We start from the raw sequence: 15573 nt of genomic DNA, 5'->3' as shown, positions 1-15573 counted from the left end.
CCTACGTCGTCGGCGGCATGAAGGCGATCTGCACCATTTCCTGGCCGCGGCTGCGCGATGCCAGGGTGCCGCGGCCCGGGGGCAGCTTGCTCGGGCGGATCTCGCCGATGATCTTGCCCTCGTCCCGCGAGCCGCTCATGATCAGCGTGTCCACCGACAGGTTCTTCAGGCCACCGATGATCGGGTCGTAGAGCGCGCGCGAGACGCCGCCCATCCGCCGGGTGACCACGAAGTGCATGCCGATATCGCGGGCCTGCGGCAGGTATTCGATCAGCGGCGCAAAGGGATTGATGCCGCCGGTCGCCACCATGTCGTAGTCGTCGACCACGATGTAGATCTCCGGGCCCTCCCACCAGCTGCGGTCGCGCAGCTCCTGCGGGGTGATGTCGGAGCCGGGGATCCGCTTGGACAGGAACTCGGCGACCTCTTGGATCATCGGCCCGCAGGTCTGCGACGAGGTGGAGTAGCCGGCCAGGTGTTCGCCCTCGACCACGCCGAGCATGGTCCGGCGGTAGTCGATCATGATGATCTTCGCCTGGTCCGGCGTCGAGTTCTCCACCACGCCGGTCACGATGTTGCGCAGCAGCGTGGTCTTGCCGGACTCGACGTCGGCGAAGGCCATGAAGTGCGGATCCGTGCCGAAATCCAGGACCAGCGGCTGCAATTCGGATTCGCCGATGCCGACGACCACCCTGGTCGGGCTGAGCTCGATGCCCTGTTCCCTGGTGGCCGCCAGCAGCCCCTCGCGACCGAATTGCAGCGGCAGCATCCGCACCTCCGGCGCCTGCCTGCCCGCGTGCAACTCGGCGAGTTCCTGCCTGGCCAGGGTGACGCCGTCGGCCAGCGAGTCCGGATTCGAGTCGGAATCCAAGCGCGGCAAGGCGACCAGCATGTGCAGCTGGTCCGGCGTGAGACCACGGCCCGGACGGCCGACCGGCACCTGGAAGGCGGTGCGCCGCCCCATCTCCGAGTCCGTCGGGTCGCCGAGGCGCAGCTCCAGCCGGGTGCCGATCTGGTCCTTGACCACCGGCCGGATCTCCGGCCAGCGGGAGGCGCCGATGATCACGTGGATGCCGTACGACAGGCCCTGCGCCGCAATGGCATTGATCTGCGGTTCCAGCACGTCGAACTCTTCGCGGATCGCGGCCCAGCCGTCGATCACCAGGAACACGTCGCCGAATCGGTCGTCGGCCAATGGATTTCCGGCCGAGGCCGCGCCGTCGGGCACGTGCGCCGCCGCGGCGAACTTGCGCCGCCGGAACTCGGCCATCGACTCGATGCCGAGCTCGGCGAAGCGTTCCTCGCGCTGCCGCATCAGCGAGGTGAGCTCGGCGATGGTGCGGCGCACCCGATCGCCGTCCAGCCGACCCGCCACCGAGCCGACGTGCGGCAGGCCGACCAGGCCCGCCATGCTGCCGCCACCGAAGTCCAGGCAGTAGAACTGCACGTGCTGCGGGGTGTGCGTCGCGGCGGCGGCCATGATGATGGTGCGCAGCGTGGTCGACTTGCCCGACTGCGGGCCGCCGACGACCGCCACATTGCCTTGCGCGCCGGCGAGACTGATGGTCAGGACGTCACGGCGCTGCTCGTACGGCTTGTCGATCACGCCGATCGGCATCCACAGCTGGCCGTGCCGGTTGACCGGCGATCGCCAGTCCGGGTCGGGCAGCAGCATGTCGACCGTCGGCGATTCGTCCAGCGGCGGCAGCCACACCTCGTGCGCCGGGCGGCCGTGTCCGGTCAGTCGTTTGACCACGGTGTCGAGCAGCGAGTCCGGAATCCCCTCCTCGGTGCCGGGCGCGCCGGGCGGCGGCGGCAGTTCGAGCAGGGGGTTGGTCGGCGACGGCGGCAGATCCAGGGCGGATTCGGATTCGACCGGTTCCGGCATCTCCACCGGCCCCGCGGTGAACAGCGCGAGCCGCTGGCCGCCGACCGGCGCGCCGTCCTCACCGGTCACCGTGCCGACCGGCGCGACATACGGCCCGGACACATAGCTCGCGTTGAACCGCAACGGATCCGAGGCGTCGCTCTTCAGGTAGCCGGCGCCGGGCACGCTCGGCAGATGGTAAGCATCGGTGATGCCGAGCACCGCGCGAGATTCGTTGGCGGAGAAGGTGCGCAGGCCGATCCGGTAGGACAGGTGCGACTCCAGGCCGCGCAGCTTGTTCTCCTCCAGGCGCTGCGACGCGAGCAGCAGGTGCACGTGCAGCGAGCGGCCGAGCCGGCCGATCATGACGAACAGTTCGGCGAAATCCGGCTTCTGCGAGAGCAGTTCGGAGAACTCGTCGACCACGACGAACAGCGCGGGTAACGGGTCCAGCGGAACGCCTGCGGCCCTGGCCTTCTCGTAGTCCGTGACGTTGGCGTAGTTGCCCGCCGAGCGGAGCAGTTCCTGGCGGCGGTTCATCTCACCGGCGAGCGCGTCTTTCATGCGGTCGACCAGGGACAGTTCCTCTTCCAGGTTGGTGATCACCGCGGCGACGTGCGGCAGCGAGTCCAGGCCGAGGAAGGTCGCGCCACCCTTGAAGTCGACGAGCACCAGGTTCAGCGCGTCCGGCGAGTGCGTGGTGACCAGCGAAAGCACCAGGGTACGAAGGAATTCCGACTTACCCGAGCCGGTCGCGCCGATGCACAGGCCGTGCGGGCCCATGCCGTTCTCGGCCGACTCCTTGATGTCGATCTCGACCGGGGTGCCGTCGGGGGTGATGCCGATCGGCACGCGCAGCCGTTCGCGCGCGGTGCGCGGCCGCCAGACCCGGGCGGGGTCGATCTGCGCCGCGTCCGGGATCTTCAGCAGCGCCATCAGTCCGGGGTCGGCCGTCGATCCCTCGCCGAGGCTGACGATCTGGGCCGCGGTGGCCAGCCGGTAGCGCGAGAGGGTCCGGGAAAAGGCCTCGGCCTCAGCGATACTCACCTGATCGGCGGTGGCGAACTTCTCCACGCCCACCGCGCTGCGGGCGGACACGTCGCCATCCGCCGCGACCAGTTGCAGCCCGCGCCGGGCCGCGAGACCGCCCTCCGGCGCGGTGAGGTCGAGCACGGTCACCGAGTCCAGGCCGGACTCACTGATCAGCCGTTCGTTGCCGTTGACGTAGCCGTCATCGATGATGACCACCAGGTGCAGCCGCCCCTGGGTGGGCTGCGGGTTGCGCATGAAGCGGCCACGTTCCATCAGCTCGGCCGACAGCGCGGTCTCCAGCTCGCCGAGCGAGGTGTACATCATCCGGGCCGAGCCCATGCCGTCGCGCACCGTCGGATGTTGCAGGTGCGGAAGCCATTTCGCCCACGCCCAGGGCCCGTCCGGGTCCGCGCAGACGATGGCGACCGCGAGATGGTCGGGGCCGTGGAAGGTGACCAGCTCCATCAGCATCGAGCTGGCCAGCATGCGCGCGTCCTGGGTCGGACCGCTGATGTTGATCGCCGGGAAGGCACGCAGCGACACCGCGGTCGGCAGGCTGTGCACCACCGAATGGGTGCGCACGAACCGGCGCAGCGCGACGGTGGAGACCGGCTCTAGATCCTCCAGCGGACCGGTCTCCGGCCGGGCCAGCTTCGTGGCCAGACGATGGCTGCCCATGCCGACCCGGACGTGGCCGAAGTCGGGATCGTTGGGCCTGCGCTCCCACATCCGGCGGGTGCCGATCAGCGACGGCAGGTCGGCCGGGTCCGGGTGGCTCCAGGCCAGCGTCTCCAGCTGCTTGGTCCCGGTGCGGCGCACGTCTTTCCGGACCTGATCCAGGTAGCGGAAGTAGTCCTTGCGTTCCTCGTTGAGCTCGACCGCGCGCTTGCCCGTGCCGCCGCGGAAGCCCGCCATCATGCCGACCATCGACATGAGCATCATCATCGGGAACATCATGGACAGCGGGTTGGCCAGCAGGTTGCGCCCCATCATGGCCATCATCGCGATCATGCCGACCACCGCGACAACCATGACGACGGGCATCAGCTTCATCATCAGCGGGGCGGGCAGCGGACGGGGAATCTCCGGCGGCGGGGTCAGCGCCACCTCACCGCCGGGTGCCCGTGGCGGCGCTATCCTGGGGCGTCGTACGAAACCTTCGGTAGCCATGGATTCCTTCGATCGATCGAGCTCTCTGCGTTCGGCGCGGAGCCGGGGTTACGGGTCGTATTCGGCGTCGATCTCCCGACGTCTGCGGCGGTACGGAATCGCTACCGCCACACCGATTGCCAGTGCGGTCAAACAGGTCAGCGAGCCGATCACCGCGATCCGGCGCGGCCGTGGATCCGGTCCGGGCGGGATCACCGGCGCGGCGATCGCCCGATCGACATCGGCGCCTTCGCTCACCGACTTCTCCGGCAGCTGCGCGGTCAGCGCGGCGAGCGGATCGATCAGGCCCGCGCCGATCGCGTCGTCGTGGCCGGTGCCCGGCGCCTGCGCGGTCCGGATGATGCGGTCCATCACCTGTCGCGCATCGAGATTCGGGAAGCGCGACCGCACCAGGGCCGCCAAGCCGGCGACGTAGGGCGCCGCGAAGCTGGTGCCGTCCACCGGGCGAATGCCCTCGTCGGTCTGCACGCCGTTGACCAGCCCGACGCCGCCGCCCTTGCTGTCCAGCGACACGATGTTGCGGCCGATCGCGGCCACCGCGACCCATGGGCCGTGCAACGACAGGTCCGATGGCTTGCCGTCCGCGTCCACCGAGCCGACGGCCAGCACATACGGCGAGAACCAGGCGGGGCTGGCCACGGTGTTGACCGCGCCCCAGCCGGAGCCCTCGTTCTGTTTCTGGCAGGGACCGTTGCTTTCCACGTTGCCCGCGGCGGCCACCACGACGACGTTGTGGTCGTAGGCGTACTTCACCGCGGCGCCGAGCGCGGAGTCGGCAGTGTCGGATCCGGCTGGGCTACAGGCGACTTCGGAGATGTTGATGACGGTCGCGCCCAGATCCGCCGCGCGCACCACCGCCGCGGCCAGGGTGAGCACGCTGCCGTAGCCGTCGGCGCGGATGGTGCCGGGCGGGCGATCGCCCCCGCGGTCCTTCTTCTCGTAGGCCAGGCTCAGCTGGCGGATGCTGAGGATCTCCGCGTCCGGCGCGACCCCGGTGAACGCGTCGGCCGGACTCGGCTGTGCCGCAATGATTCCGGCGACCAGGGTGCCGTGTCCGTCGCAGTCCACGGTGCCGTCGGTGTCGGAGACGTAATCACCGCCCGGTTGCAGCGCGGCCAGGCGTGGATGCCGCTGCACCCCGGTGTCGATAACCGCGACCTTCTGTCCGGCGCCGCGGCTGAACTGCCAGGCCGCGGGCAGCTCGAGTACCCGCTGCGAGATCGGCGGCTCGTTCGGCGGGGACCCGGTGAGCTGAGGTTCGGCGCACTGGTCGGCCTGCTGGGTCGGTTCCAGCGGTGCGGGGCGCCCGCTCAACGCCTGGGCGATACCGAGCGCACCCGGATCGATAGCGGGCGGCGAGATCGCGGAGGCGGGCGGTGCGGGCACGCCCACCAGACCCACCACCGCGACGGCGCCGGCCATCCGCAGCAGACTGCGACGGAAGGCGCTAGGTCCCATCGCTGCCCGCGCTCATATGTTCCGGGCCAATGAGTAGACGTTCATGATCCACAGCACCATCGGGATCAGCGAGATGATCAGCAGGTACTCGAAGATCTCGATCATGCGCCGGGTCACCGGGGTGACCTCGATGTGCGGCCCGATCACGCCGAAGCCGATCGTGCCCGCGGCGAAGGCGACCAGCAGGCCGACCGAGAGCATTTCCAGATCCGCGTCCCCGATGGCCGCGCCGGCGACCAGCGAGACGAAGACCAGGCAGCCGCCCGCGATCAGCGTCGCGGCCTGGGTGAGGTCGGCGAAGGACCGGCCGCGCAGGCACAGGATGATCCCCGTGACCACGGCCAGCACGATGCCCTGCCAGCGGTCCGAGCCCAACGGGTCGGCCGCGCCGAACGCGCCGATCACCGCGCTCAACGTGCACGCGATGATCAGGCCGGACTGGTACTGGTTGGCCGCGCGGGCCCGCTCACCGAGGCCGGACGCGGACGGCAGCGCGGTGGCGCCGATCGCACCGATGCCCTCGATGGTCGGACGCTGTTCGTGGTCGGCCGGGTCGATCGCGGCGCCCGCGGTCGGCACCGGCGGGATCGGCAACCGGGCCAGCCCGGCCGCCAGTCGCGGCACCAGCGACAGCATCGCGATGCCGACCACCACCAGACCGCCGCCCACCTTCGGCAGGCCGGGATGCCAGGCCAGATACACCGCGGCGGTGATCCCCCCGACCACGCTGAGCGCACCCGCGGCGGAGAACAGCGTGGCCCCGGTGCCGATGACCCGATAACCGAGCACGGCCGCCACCAGCGTCACCGAACAACCGAGCAGCAGATGCGCACTGCCCAGTTCCCCGGGTACGAACAGCGCGGCGCCGCCGAACAGCAGCAACAGGCCGTCTAGCGACAGCCAGGTGGCGGTGACCTGGTCGAGGTATCTGCGGGCCGCGAAGCCCGCGGCGACGAAAGCGCCGATGCCCACGGCCGACAGCACGAACGCGGGCGCGAGCGGATCGCCGTGCCCGCGCGAGATGACCAGCAGCGCCAGCGCGGTCAGCACCGTCAGCACACCGGCGACCAAACCCATCCAGCGCGCGGAGTTGCCGGTCCAGCTGCGGAACTCCTCGGCGGTGAGCCGGGAGACCGCGTCGATCACGTCGTCGAAGAGCGCGGGCGATTCCTTCGCGGTGACCGAACGCAGCACGAGCAGTTCGCCGTCGTGCACATCGGCGTCGTTGAGCGTGCGGCTCGGCGCGAACGCCTCCTGGCCGACCCGGGCCAACGTCCAATGCTGGGCCTGCAACGGCACCGAGTCGTCCTCGGCGTCGAGCTGGTCGGGATTGCGGGACTCGATCAGCGCCACCAGGTCGCCGATGAAGCCGGCGATCGGCACGGTGGCGGGCAGCCCGACATCGAGCTGAGTGTTCCCGCCGATGACGGAAACCCGACTCAGCTCCGGTTCAGCGGCGCGTGTGCCACTGGTTGGTGACTCGATCAACGACCCCGGACCCCCGGCCTCTCCACTGACGATTGTTCACGCTTCGACCGCACTGGGTGGAACGTCTTCTGAGTGAACGACTTCGACACCCGTATGACTCTCACCTAGACAACACTTGCGTTGCAACCTCTGGGCAGCTGAACCTAATGTAACGGACAGACCAGGCACTGCGCGATCGGTAGTCTGGGGGGCATAAAGAACTCATCCGCTACTACGAACGAAGACTTCGGGGTCCGACAGCCATGACCGGCAATCGCCAAGCACAACGAGCCTTCGACGCCGGAATTCTGTCGCTGGGATTGTCCATCGAGGGCCAGGAATCCGCGCGCGACCTCGAGTACGCGAAGCTCGCCTTCCAGCGCGCCACCGAGTGGGATCCGACGATGTGCGACGCCTGGCTGGGCCGCGCCGCCGCCGGCGAGCTCACCAAGGACGTCTTGTTCAACATGCACAAGACCAGCGCGAGCACGCTCTATCGGGAGCAGCGCAGGCTCGGCCTGCAGCCGCGCGACCTGGCCGGCCGCTTCCTGCCCGGCCTCTACATCGATTACCCGCTGGCCAGCTACACCGAGATCTGGCTCGCCTGGGCCGCGCAACTCATCGCGGACAAGGAGTACGACGAGGCCGAGCGGGTGCTCAACGAGCTCGACACGCACCGCAGGTCCCAGCTGAGCGACCCGGATCGCGAGATCGACAACCGCATCTGCGCCTATGTCCGCGGCGTGCTGCACTACAACACCCAGCGCTGGCCCGACGTCATGACGGTGCTGGCCGGTTCGGCCGAGTGGGACGACCCGTTCCTCGCGGCCGGCGCGAACGTCATGGTCGGCACCGCGTGCGCGCAGCTCGGGCTCTTCGGTGAGGCGATCCGCCGGATGGAACAGGCCGAGGCGGGCCCGATTCCGGCCGCGCGTTCGACCGCCATGTTCTGCCGCGGCCTGTGCCTGCGCGAATCCGGCAACGAGGAAGTGGCGCAGGGCCTGTTCGAGAAGGTCTACTCGCAGGCGCCGGATTTCGACGCGAACACCGCCGCGATGCGCGACCGCACCTACCGGATCAGCATCACCTCGCGGGAGACGATCGACGCCCGCAAGGACAAGTGGGATCCGGCCTCCGCGCCGTCGATGAAGGCGATGGAGCAGGCCGAGACCGAGGACCGGGCCAAGAAGATCCTGGCCGACGCCCGCGCCGAGCTGGACTCGCAGATCGGTCTGGCCTCGGTGAAGACCCAGGTGGCCAAGCTGCAGTCGAGCGCGCAGATGGCGAAGATCCGCGCCGAGAAGGGTCTGGCCGCCGGGGCGCGCGGTCAGCACCTCGCGTTCACCGGTCCGCCCGGCACGGGTAAGACCACCATCGCCCGGGTGGTCGCCAAGATCTATTGCGGCGTCGGCATCCTGAAGACCGACAAGGTGGTCGAGGCCAAGCGCGTCGACTTCGTCGCCCAGCACCTCGGCGGCACCGCGGTGAAGTCGGAGGCGCTGATCGACAGCGCGATGGACGGCGTGCTGTTCATCGACGAGGCGTACACCCTGATCCAGACCGGTCTGCAGGGCGGCGACTCGTTCGGCCGGGAGGCCATCGACACGCTGCTGGCCCGGATGGAGAACGACCGCGACCGGCTGGTGGTGATCATCGCCGGTTACGACGGCGAGATCGACCGCCTGCTCGCCGCGAACGACGGTCTGGCGTCCCGCTTTTCCAAGCGGGTGCAGTTCCCGTCCTACACGCCGTCGGAGCTCGGTGAGATCGGCAAGGTCATCGCGCACAAGCGGGACTCCGAGCTGTCCGACGACGCGCTCGAGCTGCTCGTCCTGGCCTGCACCCAGCTCTACGAGTTGCAGAGCACCGACCAGAGCGGCCAGCCGCGCCGCGGCGTCGACCTGGCGGGCAACGGCCGATTCATCCGCAACGTCATCGAGGCCGCCGAGGAAGAGCGCGAATTCCGGCTGGCCAACGACGAGAGCCTGGATCTGGCCAATATCGACGAGTCGATGCTGATGCGGATCGAGGCGCCGGATATGCACACCGCGCTGTCCGGCATCCTCGCGTCGCTGAACGTCGCGTTCACCATCTGACCGGCGGGGCCTGCACCATCGGCTGGTGCAGGCCCCGCCCGGGTCAGTGCTGCGGTTCCAGCGGCAGTTGATCGCGCGCGGTGAGCGCTTCCTTCGCGGACAGCGTCGCGCCCGGAACCATCTGACCGATGATCGCCCACGGCGCCAGCCGCGGGGTGTCCCCCAGACCGAGCACACCCGCGGTCGCCATGTCCGGAATGCCATAGCGCACACCGTTATCCGCGACGTAGAACAGGCTGCCGCGGCGCGGGCTACCCGGGCCCATGCCGGTCACCTGAACGAACTCACCGGTCCCCGGCGGGACGTACACCGCGTCCACCCGGTCGCCGGTCCCGTCGGCGGTGGCCAGCGCGACCGTCTTCGCCGATTCCGCGATCGGTATCCGCACGCCGGCCAGCAGGGTCACCGAGGCGCGCTCGGCGGGACCGTCGCCCGCGTCGACCTTGCGATTGGCCGGAGCCGTGCCCGGCGTCTTGGACCAGGCCACGCAGGTGACCGGGGCGTCCTCGGCATTCAGGATCTTCGGGGTCTCGACCGGAAAGTCGTTGACCGGCAACGCATCGTGCACCACCCGCACCCGGTCCAGCACGTCCGGCGGCATGGTCGGGATCTCGCTCATCCCGTGCGAATCGGCGAACCGGATCACCTGCGCGGTGAACGGGCTCACCGGCTGCAGCGCGTCGGCGAGCACCGCGTACAGCTCGGGCTTGCCGTCGCCGACGTCGCGGATGGAGATGACACCGCCGACCGGGATCTTCGCCAGCGGGCCCGGACCGGGCTGGCCCGCCTGCGGGATCTGCGGCGCGACCAGCGGGGGGACTTCCGTTGTCGCGCCCAGCATTCCGGTGCCGATCGGCCGCGGCCGGTGCGTGGTCAGCTGCAGCGCGCGCTGCAGCACCGAGTTGCCCGGATCGACCTCGGCTCGCTTGCCGTCGTAGACCAGGTAGGTCTTGTCGCTGCGCTTCACCAGCAGCGCCTCGTCCTTGCCGACCGTGCGGGTGCGTTCGCCGAGGGCCGGCCGGCCCGCGATGATCGTCGTGGTGCCGCCGGTGGCCGAGGCCGCGCTGCCGCCCTGTGAGAGCGCGATCGTCTCGCACAGCGCCCATTCCGAGCGGGACCCCTGCCCCGAACCCGGCAGCGCGCTCGGCGCGCCGGGGATGCCGACCATCGGTCCGCGCGGCATGCTGTTGAGCTTGCTGTCCTTCACCGCGTTCGGCTCGGCATTGCTGCCGGTGATCAGGCGCGCGGAGGCCAGGTTCAGCACCGGGTGCAGCGTCTTGTTGCCGTCCGCGGACTGCACGACGACGTAGAGCGCACCGCTCTGCTTGCCCGAGACGATCAGCGAGTCGCCGATCGCGCCCTGCGGGCGCAGGAAGCTCAGGATGGCCGCGCCGGCGATCACCAGGATGCCGAGCACCAGGCCGACCATCAGCGAACGCACCTGGGACCGCATGGGATCGTGCAGCATTCGCACGTCACGGCGTACCAGTGCGTGATCGAGACGGCGCAACAGGAATCGGTACCCGTTGACCTGGGCTCGGGTAGTCAGCTGTGCCGGCACTAGGTCTCCATTGAACTGTCGAGAACCATCTTCATCGACACGGTACCGTAATTCCAGGACGGCCCTGAACCGATGAATTCATGGTCTTTCGGCGGTGGCCGTACGGGTGGCAGACAGGGACAACGCGGTGACGACAACGATGAACGAGACCAGGCCCGACGGGGAGACCGAATCGGAGAGCGGCGGCGCGCCGGCGGCGGCCGACCGGGCCTCGGCCTACGACACCCTGCGCGACCCCGAGTTCTGGCTGTTCCGGATCTATCCGCTGCGGGTGATCGTGCCGGTGGTGGTGCTGGCCGCCGCGCTGGCCTGGATCGTGCTCGCCACAACGCATTCCCTGTGGGGCGCGATCGGCGGCGGCGTCGGTTTCGCGGTGATCTTCCTGCTGCCGATTCGCGGCCGCACCCCGGCCGCCCGGATCGGCGGCGCGCTGGCCCGCCGGCGCAGCGGGCTGCGGCCCGCCGACCATCTGACCCAGGCGCCCGCTTTCGACGTGCCGTTCAGCGAGGGCGGCGGTTACGGGGTGCGCTGGGACGGCGAGCTGCTGCTGACCATGCTGCGCATCGATCCGCCGCCGGACACGCTGACGCTGCTGCGCCGCGGCTCGCTGAGCACCGACCAGTTGCTTCCGCTCACCGAAATCGCCCGCTGCCTCGACCAATTCGACCTGACGCTGGCCAGCGTCGACCTGGTGAGCACCGGCGCGCGCACCGCGGGCACCGGCATGATCTCGCACCTCTACGACAGCATCCTCGGCCCGCTGCCCGCCATCGCGCACCGCACCCTCTGGCTGGTGCTGCGGCTGGACCCGCTGGCCAACGCCGAGGCGGTGGACAAGCGCGGGGGCGGCGGCACCGGCGCCCTGCGCACCGCGATGATCGCCACCCGCCGGGTGGCGAACCGGCTCGCCGCGCACGACATCGCCACCTCGGTGCTGACCGCCGCCGAGATGAACACCGCGGTCCGTGAACTCACCCACGGCTTCGAGGTCGACCAGCTCGCCGAGTCGCCGCAGTCGCTGGAGTACCAGGGCCGCTACCTCACGCACTATCAGATCGGCGCGGAACTGATCGGCCCGCGCGGGCTGGCCGATATCTGGACGGTGCAGAGCCTGTCCACCACGGTGACGCTGCGGCTGCGCCCGGGCGCGCACCGGCACGACACGCGGGCCGACCACGCGGGCACCGTCGTGCTCAACGCTGTCGTCCGGTTCGACACCACCTTCGAGCCGGAGGAGCCGCCGCTGCCCGGACTGCGCGAGCTACCGGGCAATCAGCTGCGAATCCTGTTGGACACCTTGCCGATCGGCGCCGCCGGACGCTGGGGCGCGGACACCGGATACCGCGGCACCCTCACCGCGCTCACCGACATCGCGGTGCCCACCGCGGGCTGCGGTCAGTTGATCGGCGCCGACGAGATCGGCCAGGGCATCGCGGTGCCGCTGGTCGGCGAGGGCACCCGGCACCTGGAGGTCATCGGCAACCTGGACCTGGCCCAGCAGGTGATCCTGCGCGCCACCGCGCTGGGCGCACACGCCATCGTGCACACCGCGCGGCCCGATGCGTGGCACACCATGGTGACCAATCTCGATGCGCCGCATGTGCTTTCGATCGCACCGCGCTCGGCGGGCGCCAGCTATCACGCGCCGTCGGCGCCGCCGTTGCCTGCCGCGCCCTACCCGAGCACCACGGTCGTCGTGTTCGACGGGATCGCGCCGACCACGCACGCGGGCGGCGCCACCATCGTGCATGTGCGCACGCCGGACCAGCCGCCGAGCGCGATCGACGCCGACGTCACGCTGACCCAGGATCCGGACGCGCCGAACCGGATCACCGTGCGTACCGCGACCGCCAGCGCGACCGTGTTCATGGTGACCACGCCGGACGAGATGCACTACATCGGCGAATCGCTCGCCGCGCGCTGATCTGCGCTACCCGCTGATCGCGCGGTATCCGCCCCCGAAAACCGAAACGGCCGAACGGAACTGGATGTTCCGGTCGGCCGTCAGGTGACGGACATGTCAGAAAGCGGCGAAACCGTCGCCGACCTTGCCGTCGGCTTCGAGCGCACGCTGCAGCGCGTTCTCCACCTGGGCGCCGAGGGCATCCAGCTTCTGCAGCGTGTCCTCGAGGCCCTGGGTGAGGTTCTTGTGCGCGCCATCGAAGCCCTGCGACGCGTTCTCACCGGTCAGGTTGTCGTGGAACGCCTTGGCAGCGTCGTTGAGCGAGTCGATCTCGCCCTTCATCTTGCCGCCGTGCGTCTGCAGGTCGCTGTAGAGCTCGTTCATGGCAGCGGGATCGTAAAGGATGGTCATTCGTCAATTCCTTCGAACGATGGGTTCCGAAAACGGAGCGGAGCAGGCGCCGATCAGGCCTGGTCCATGGCCTGCAGGGTCGACTTGCCGTTGTTGACGGCTTCGGTGAACTGGTCGAGGCGCTTGTTCAGATCTTCGGCCTCGTCGTGCCAGTCGCCGGCCACCTGAACGAACTTGTCGGACGCGTCGCCCTTCCAGCCCTTCAGCACATCCTGCGCGGCCTGGTCGATTTCCTTGACCGAGGTGCGGAGGTTGTTGATGGCGGTCTCGAGATCGCCGACGACCTTCTGGACGCCGCCGGCCTCGACACCAACAGCCTTGCTCGAGCCACCGAGTGAGGTGAGGGACATTTGTTTGACCTTTCGTCATATTTGAAGATCGTTCTCAGACAAACGATCTCGTCGAACTACAAGACAACCGAAGTTGCCACCCAGGAATTACTGCGGCAGCCACCTCCCCCCGGGCAGCCCCTCGATCAACGTGGCGACTGCTTGCGCAACCCGGTGGTCGGTACCCGGCGTGACCGTGGACCAGATCTGCTGATCCGGGGAGACCGTCGGCGCGACGACGATCCGCCCGCGGGCGGTGTCGTACACGGCGACGGCACCCGGTGCCCGCGTGGTCACGCCATCCTCATGGGCGCACGCCACGATCTCGGCGTATGCGTGCGTCGCACCGAACGCGAGCCCCAATTTCGTGGCGTCGCGTTCGGTGGCACCCAGGGCATAGAGAGCGTCGGTGAGCTCGCTCGGCGTGGCGGCGGCATCCAGCCGCTCGGCCAGCTCCGCGGCGGGGACGCTGAATTGGGGGATTTCGGCGGGCGGGCACGGATCCATCGCGGCGAGCAGCGGGCGCACCAGATCGGTCGCCGATCCGTCGGTCCACAGCTGGCGCACCTCGAAGGTGTCGCCGGTGCGGACCGCCAGCGCGTGCGCGTGCCCGCGCCGCACCACGCAGACCCGCCGGGTGCCGTGCTCGGTGAAGATGCGCGCGGCCAGTTCCTGCTCCGGCAGCGCCAGCGTGAACAACGTCTCGGCCAGGTCGGGAGCTACCTCGCCGTGCGCGTCGATCAGGCCGTCGTCGATCAAGCCGGCTACGGCGTGCTCCTGCGCGCGCTGCCATTCCTCGAACGAATCCTGTTGCGGCCCTACCGAAAGCGCCAGCGGCAGGGTCTGCACCCCGGCCCGGTCGGCGACGGCGAGCAGCGCGTCGTTGGTCAGTGTGGTCACGGCGCACCGCCGGTTTCGGCTCGAGTCTCGGTGGGCGCCTTGGTCACCGACTCGGTGCCGCCGAGAACGGCCGGGGCAGCCTGGATTTCGCCCTCGAGCCCGATCTGGTCGGCCTCGCCCGCCAGGCTGGCGCGCGGGAACCGGGCCGAATCCTGGCCGCCGCCACCCGCGCCGCCCATCGCGCCGGGGGCCACCGGCGCGGACTGGCCGGTCGCGGTCGTCGCACTGACCTGAGTCGATTTGGTCGTGGGCTCGGTGGTGGTCGTGGATTGCGAGTACACCGGGGCGCGGTAGTTGGACAGTGCCCGCGGCGGCAACGTCGGCATCGCGATCGAACCGATCGGCATCCCGCCCAAGCCCGGCATCGCTTTCGGCGCGGCGGCCGCGGCGGCGGTCGCCGCCTGCTCCGCGGCCAGCGCCTGTTCCGGCGCGATCTTCGGCGGTTCCTGATGCCGCCACGGGGTGGCCAGCGGTTCGGCGGCCGTCTCGTAGCTCCGCATCACCCGCGACGCAACGGCTTTCGCCACATCGGCTTCCGCGTCGTTGTCCGCCGCGATCGCCCGGATCGGAGCGCCGAGCATCGCGCCCATGCTTTCCAGCGTGGCCTGCACCTGCTGGATCTGCTGGATGTCCGCGGTGTTCGGCATGGTCAGCTTGGCCACCTCATACGCGGCGACCTGGGCCTGCAGCCGGGCGGCGTTCGCGGTCGCGGTGCCGGCCGCGTCGACCAGCCAATCTCGCAGCGTGGTCACCTTTTCCATGACCTCGCCGCTGCGACCGGACTGCCACGCGGTGCGCAGCGAAGCAAGGACCCGCTCGTATTCGAGCACCGCCGCACCGAAAACCGTGGCGAGCCGCGCCCATTCGGCGGCCGCCTCGGCCATCGGCACAGAGCCCGGCCCCGTGGTGAGGTCTCGCGCGAGCCGCTCCGGCGGCCGAGCTTCCCACACCACGCCGGTAAACCCTGGCTTCGGTGGTTCGATCATTGCTGCGCTGTGCCTTTCCAAGACAGGCCTTTCCACGGACCGTGCCTCAGGCGGACCTGCCGCCTGCCGCGTCGAAGTCCGCGACGCTGTCGCTTTCCATCTGGCTGAACTCGTTGGTGTGCAACCGCAACGTGGCCGCCAGCTTTCGCATCTCGGTCACGCTGGCCTGTGCGCTCGCCAAGTACGAGGACGCGACCTCGTTCCCGGTCTGCGCGGCCCGGCCGGAGACTTCGTCCGCTCCCGCCGGCTGGATCGTCAATGCCTGCTCCGCGGCTTGCAGATCCGCGGCCAGCCGGTCGGCGAGCACATCGAGTCCGCTCGATGCCTCTCCGGCCGCGGCAGCGTCGAACTGGAAGCTCGCGAACGCGCCATCACTACTCATGAGACCCTCCT

Annotated in this window: 11 protein-coding genes; 2 read left to right on the top strand and 9 right to left on the bottom strand. The window is 69.6% G+C overall.

Going from position 1 to position 15573, the window contains the following annotated elements:
• Position 1 precedes the first annotated feature (1 nt).
• Genes eccCa through eccD form a run of 3 tightly spaced genes read right to left on the bottom strand, consistent with a single transcriptional unit; the run spans position 2 to position 7015 of the window.
• Positions 2 to 4069 (bottom strand): type VII secretion protein EccCa, encoded by a 4068-nt coding sequence (gene eccCa / locus F3087_RS23270; RefSeq protein ID WP_150404160.1) that lies wholly within the window; start codon positions 4067 to 4069, stop codon positions 2 to 4.
• Between the two features lie 48 nt (positions 4070 to 4117).
• The gene (mycP, locus tag F3087_RS23265) at positions 4118 to 5491 is read right to left on the bottom strand and encodes a type VII secretion-associated serine protease mycosin (RefSeq protein ID WP_150404159.1); all 1374 of its coding nucleotides are present in this window, start codon (positions 5489 to 5491) and stop codon (positions 4118 to 4120) included.
• A gap of 48 nt (positions 5492 to 5539) precedes the next feature.
• The gene (gene eccD / locus F3087_RS23260) at positions 5540 to 7015 is read right to left on the bottom strand and encodes a type VII secretion integral membrane protein EccD (protein WP_150404158.1); all 1476 of its coding nucleotides are present in this window, start codon (positions 7013 to 7015) and stop codon (positions 5540 to 5542) included.
• Between the two features lie 242 nt (positions 7016 to 7257).
• Here eccD and eccA point away from each other — a divergent pair, with 242 nt between their 5' ends.
• Complete coding sequence (eccA, locus tag F3087_RS23255; RefSeq protein ID WP_150404157.1) at positions 7258 to 9090, top strand: type VII secretion AAA-ATPase EccA; 1833 nt, start codon at positions 7258 to 7260, stop codon at positions 9088 to 9090.
• 43 nt (positions 9091 to 9133) lie between these two features.
• Here eccA and eccB read toward each other — a convergent pair whose 3' ends face one another.
• On the bottom strand, positions 9134 to 10651 hold the full coding sequence (gene eccB, locus F3087_RS23250; RefSeq protein WP_150404156.1) for a type VII secretion protein EccB: 1518 nt from the start codon (positions 10649 to 10651) through the stop codon (positions 9134 to 9136).
• A gap of 127 nt (positions 10652 to 10778) precedes the next feature.
• On the opposite strand from eccB, the gene eccE reads away from it, so the two are divergent.
• Positions 10779 to 12575 carry a type VII secretion protein EccE gene (gene eccE, locus F3087_RS23245; RefSeq protein WP_223885281.1) on the top strand — a complete coding sequence of 599 codons (1797 nt, stop codon included), beginning with the start codon at positions 10779 to 10781 and terminating at the stop codon, positions 12573 to 12575.
• A gap of 96 nt (positions 12576 to 12671) precedes the next feature.
• Here the strand turns inward: eccE and F3087_RS23240 are convergent, their stop codons facing one another.
• The 5 genes from F3087_RS23240 to F3087_RS23220 all read right to left on the bottom strand — a co-directional run bounded on the left by F3087_RS23240 (position 12672) and on the right by F3087_RS23220 (position 15562).
• The gene (locus F3087_RS23240; protein ID WP_150404154.1) at positions 12672 to 12965 is read right to left on the bottom strand and encodes a WXG100 family type VII secretion target; all 294 of its coding nucleotides are present in this window, start codon (positions 12963 to 12965) and stop codon (positions 12672 to 12674) included.
• 53 nt (positions 12966 to 13018) lie between these two features.
• Positions 13019 to 13315 carry a WXG100 family type VII secretion target gene (locus tag F3087_RS23235; RefSeq protein WP_150404153.1) on the bottom strand — a complete coding sequence of 99 codons (297 nt, stop codon included), beginning with the start codon at positions 13313 to 13315 and terminating at the stop codon, positions 13019 to 13021.
• An 87-nt stretch (positions 13316 to 13402) separates the two neighbouring features.
• Positions 13403 to 14194: an ESX secretion-associated protein EspG gene (locus tag F3087_RS23230; protein WP_150404152.1), complete on the bottom strand. Its 792-nt coding sequence runs from the start codon at positions 14192 to 14194 to the stop codon at positions 13403 to 13405.
• Positions 14191 to 15180, bottom strand: coding sequence for a PPE domain-containing protein (locus F3087_RS23225; RefSeq protein WP_150404151.1), 990 nt, complete (start codon positions 15178 to 15180; stop codon positions 14191 to 14193). The genes F3087_RS23230 and F3087_RS23225 overlap by 4 nt, the downstream gene beginning before the upstream one ends.
• 46 nt (positions 15181 to 15226) lie before the next feature.
• Entirely contained in the window at positions 15227 to 15562 is a 336-nt protein-coding gene (locus F3087_RS23220) for a PE domain-containing protein (RefSeq protein ID WP_150404150.1), read from the bottom strand.
• Positions 15563 to 15573 lie beyond the last annotated feature (11 nt).

The sequence above is a fragment of the Nocardia colli genome (assembly GCF_008704205.1).
Lineage (GTDB): Bacteria > Actinomycetota > Actinomycetes > Mycobacteriales > Mycobacteriaceae > Nocardia > Nocardia colli.
This window is presented reverse-complemented; position numbering and strand designations above follow the sequence as displayed.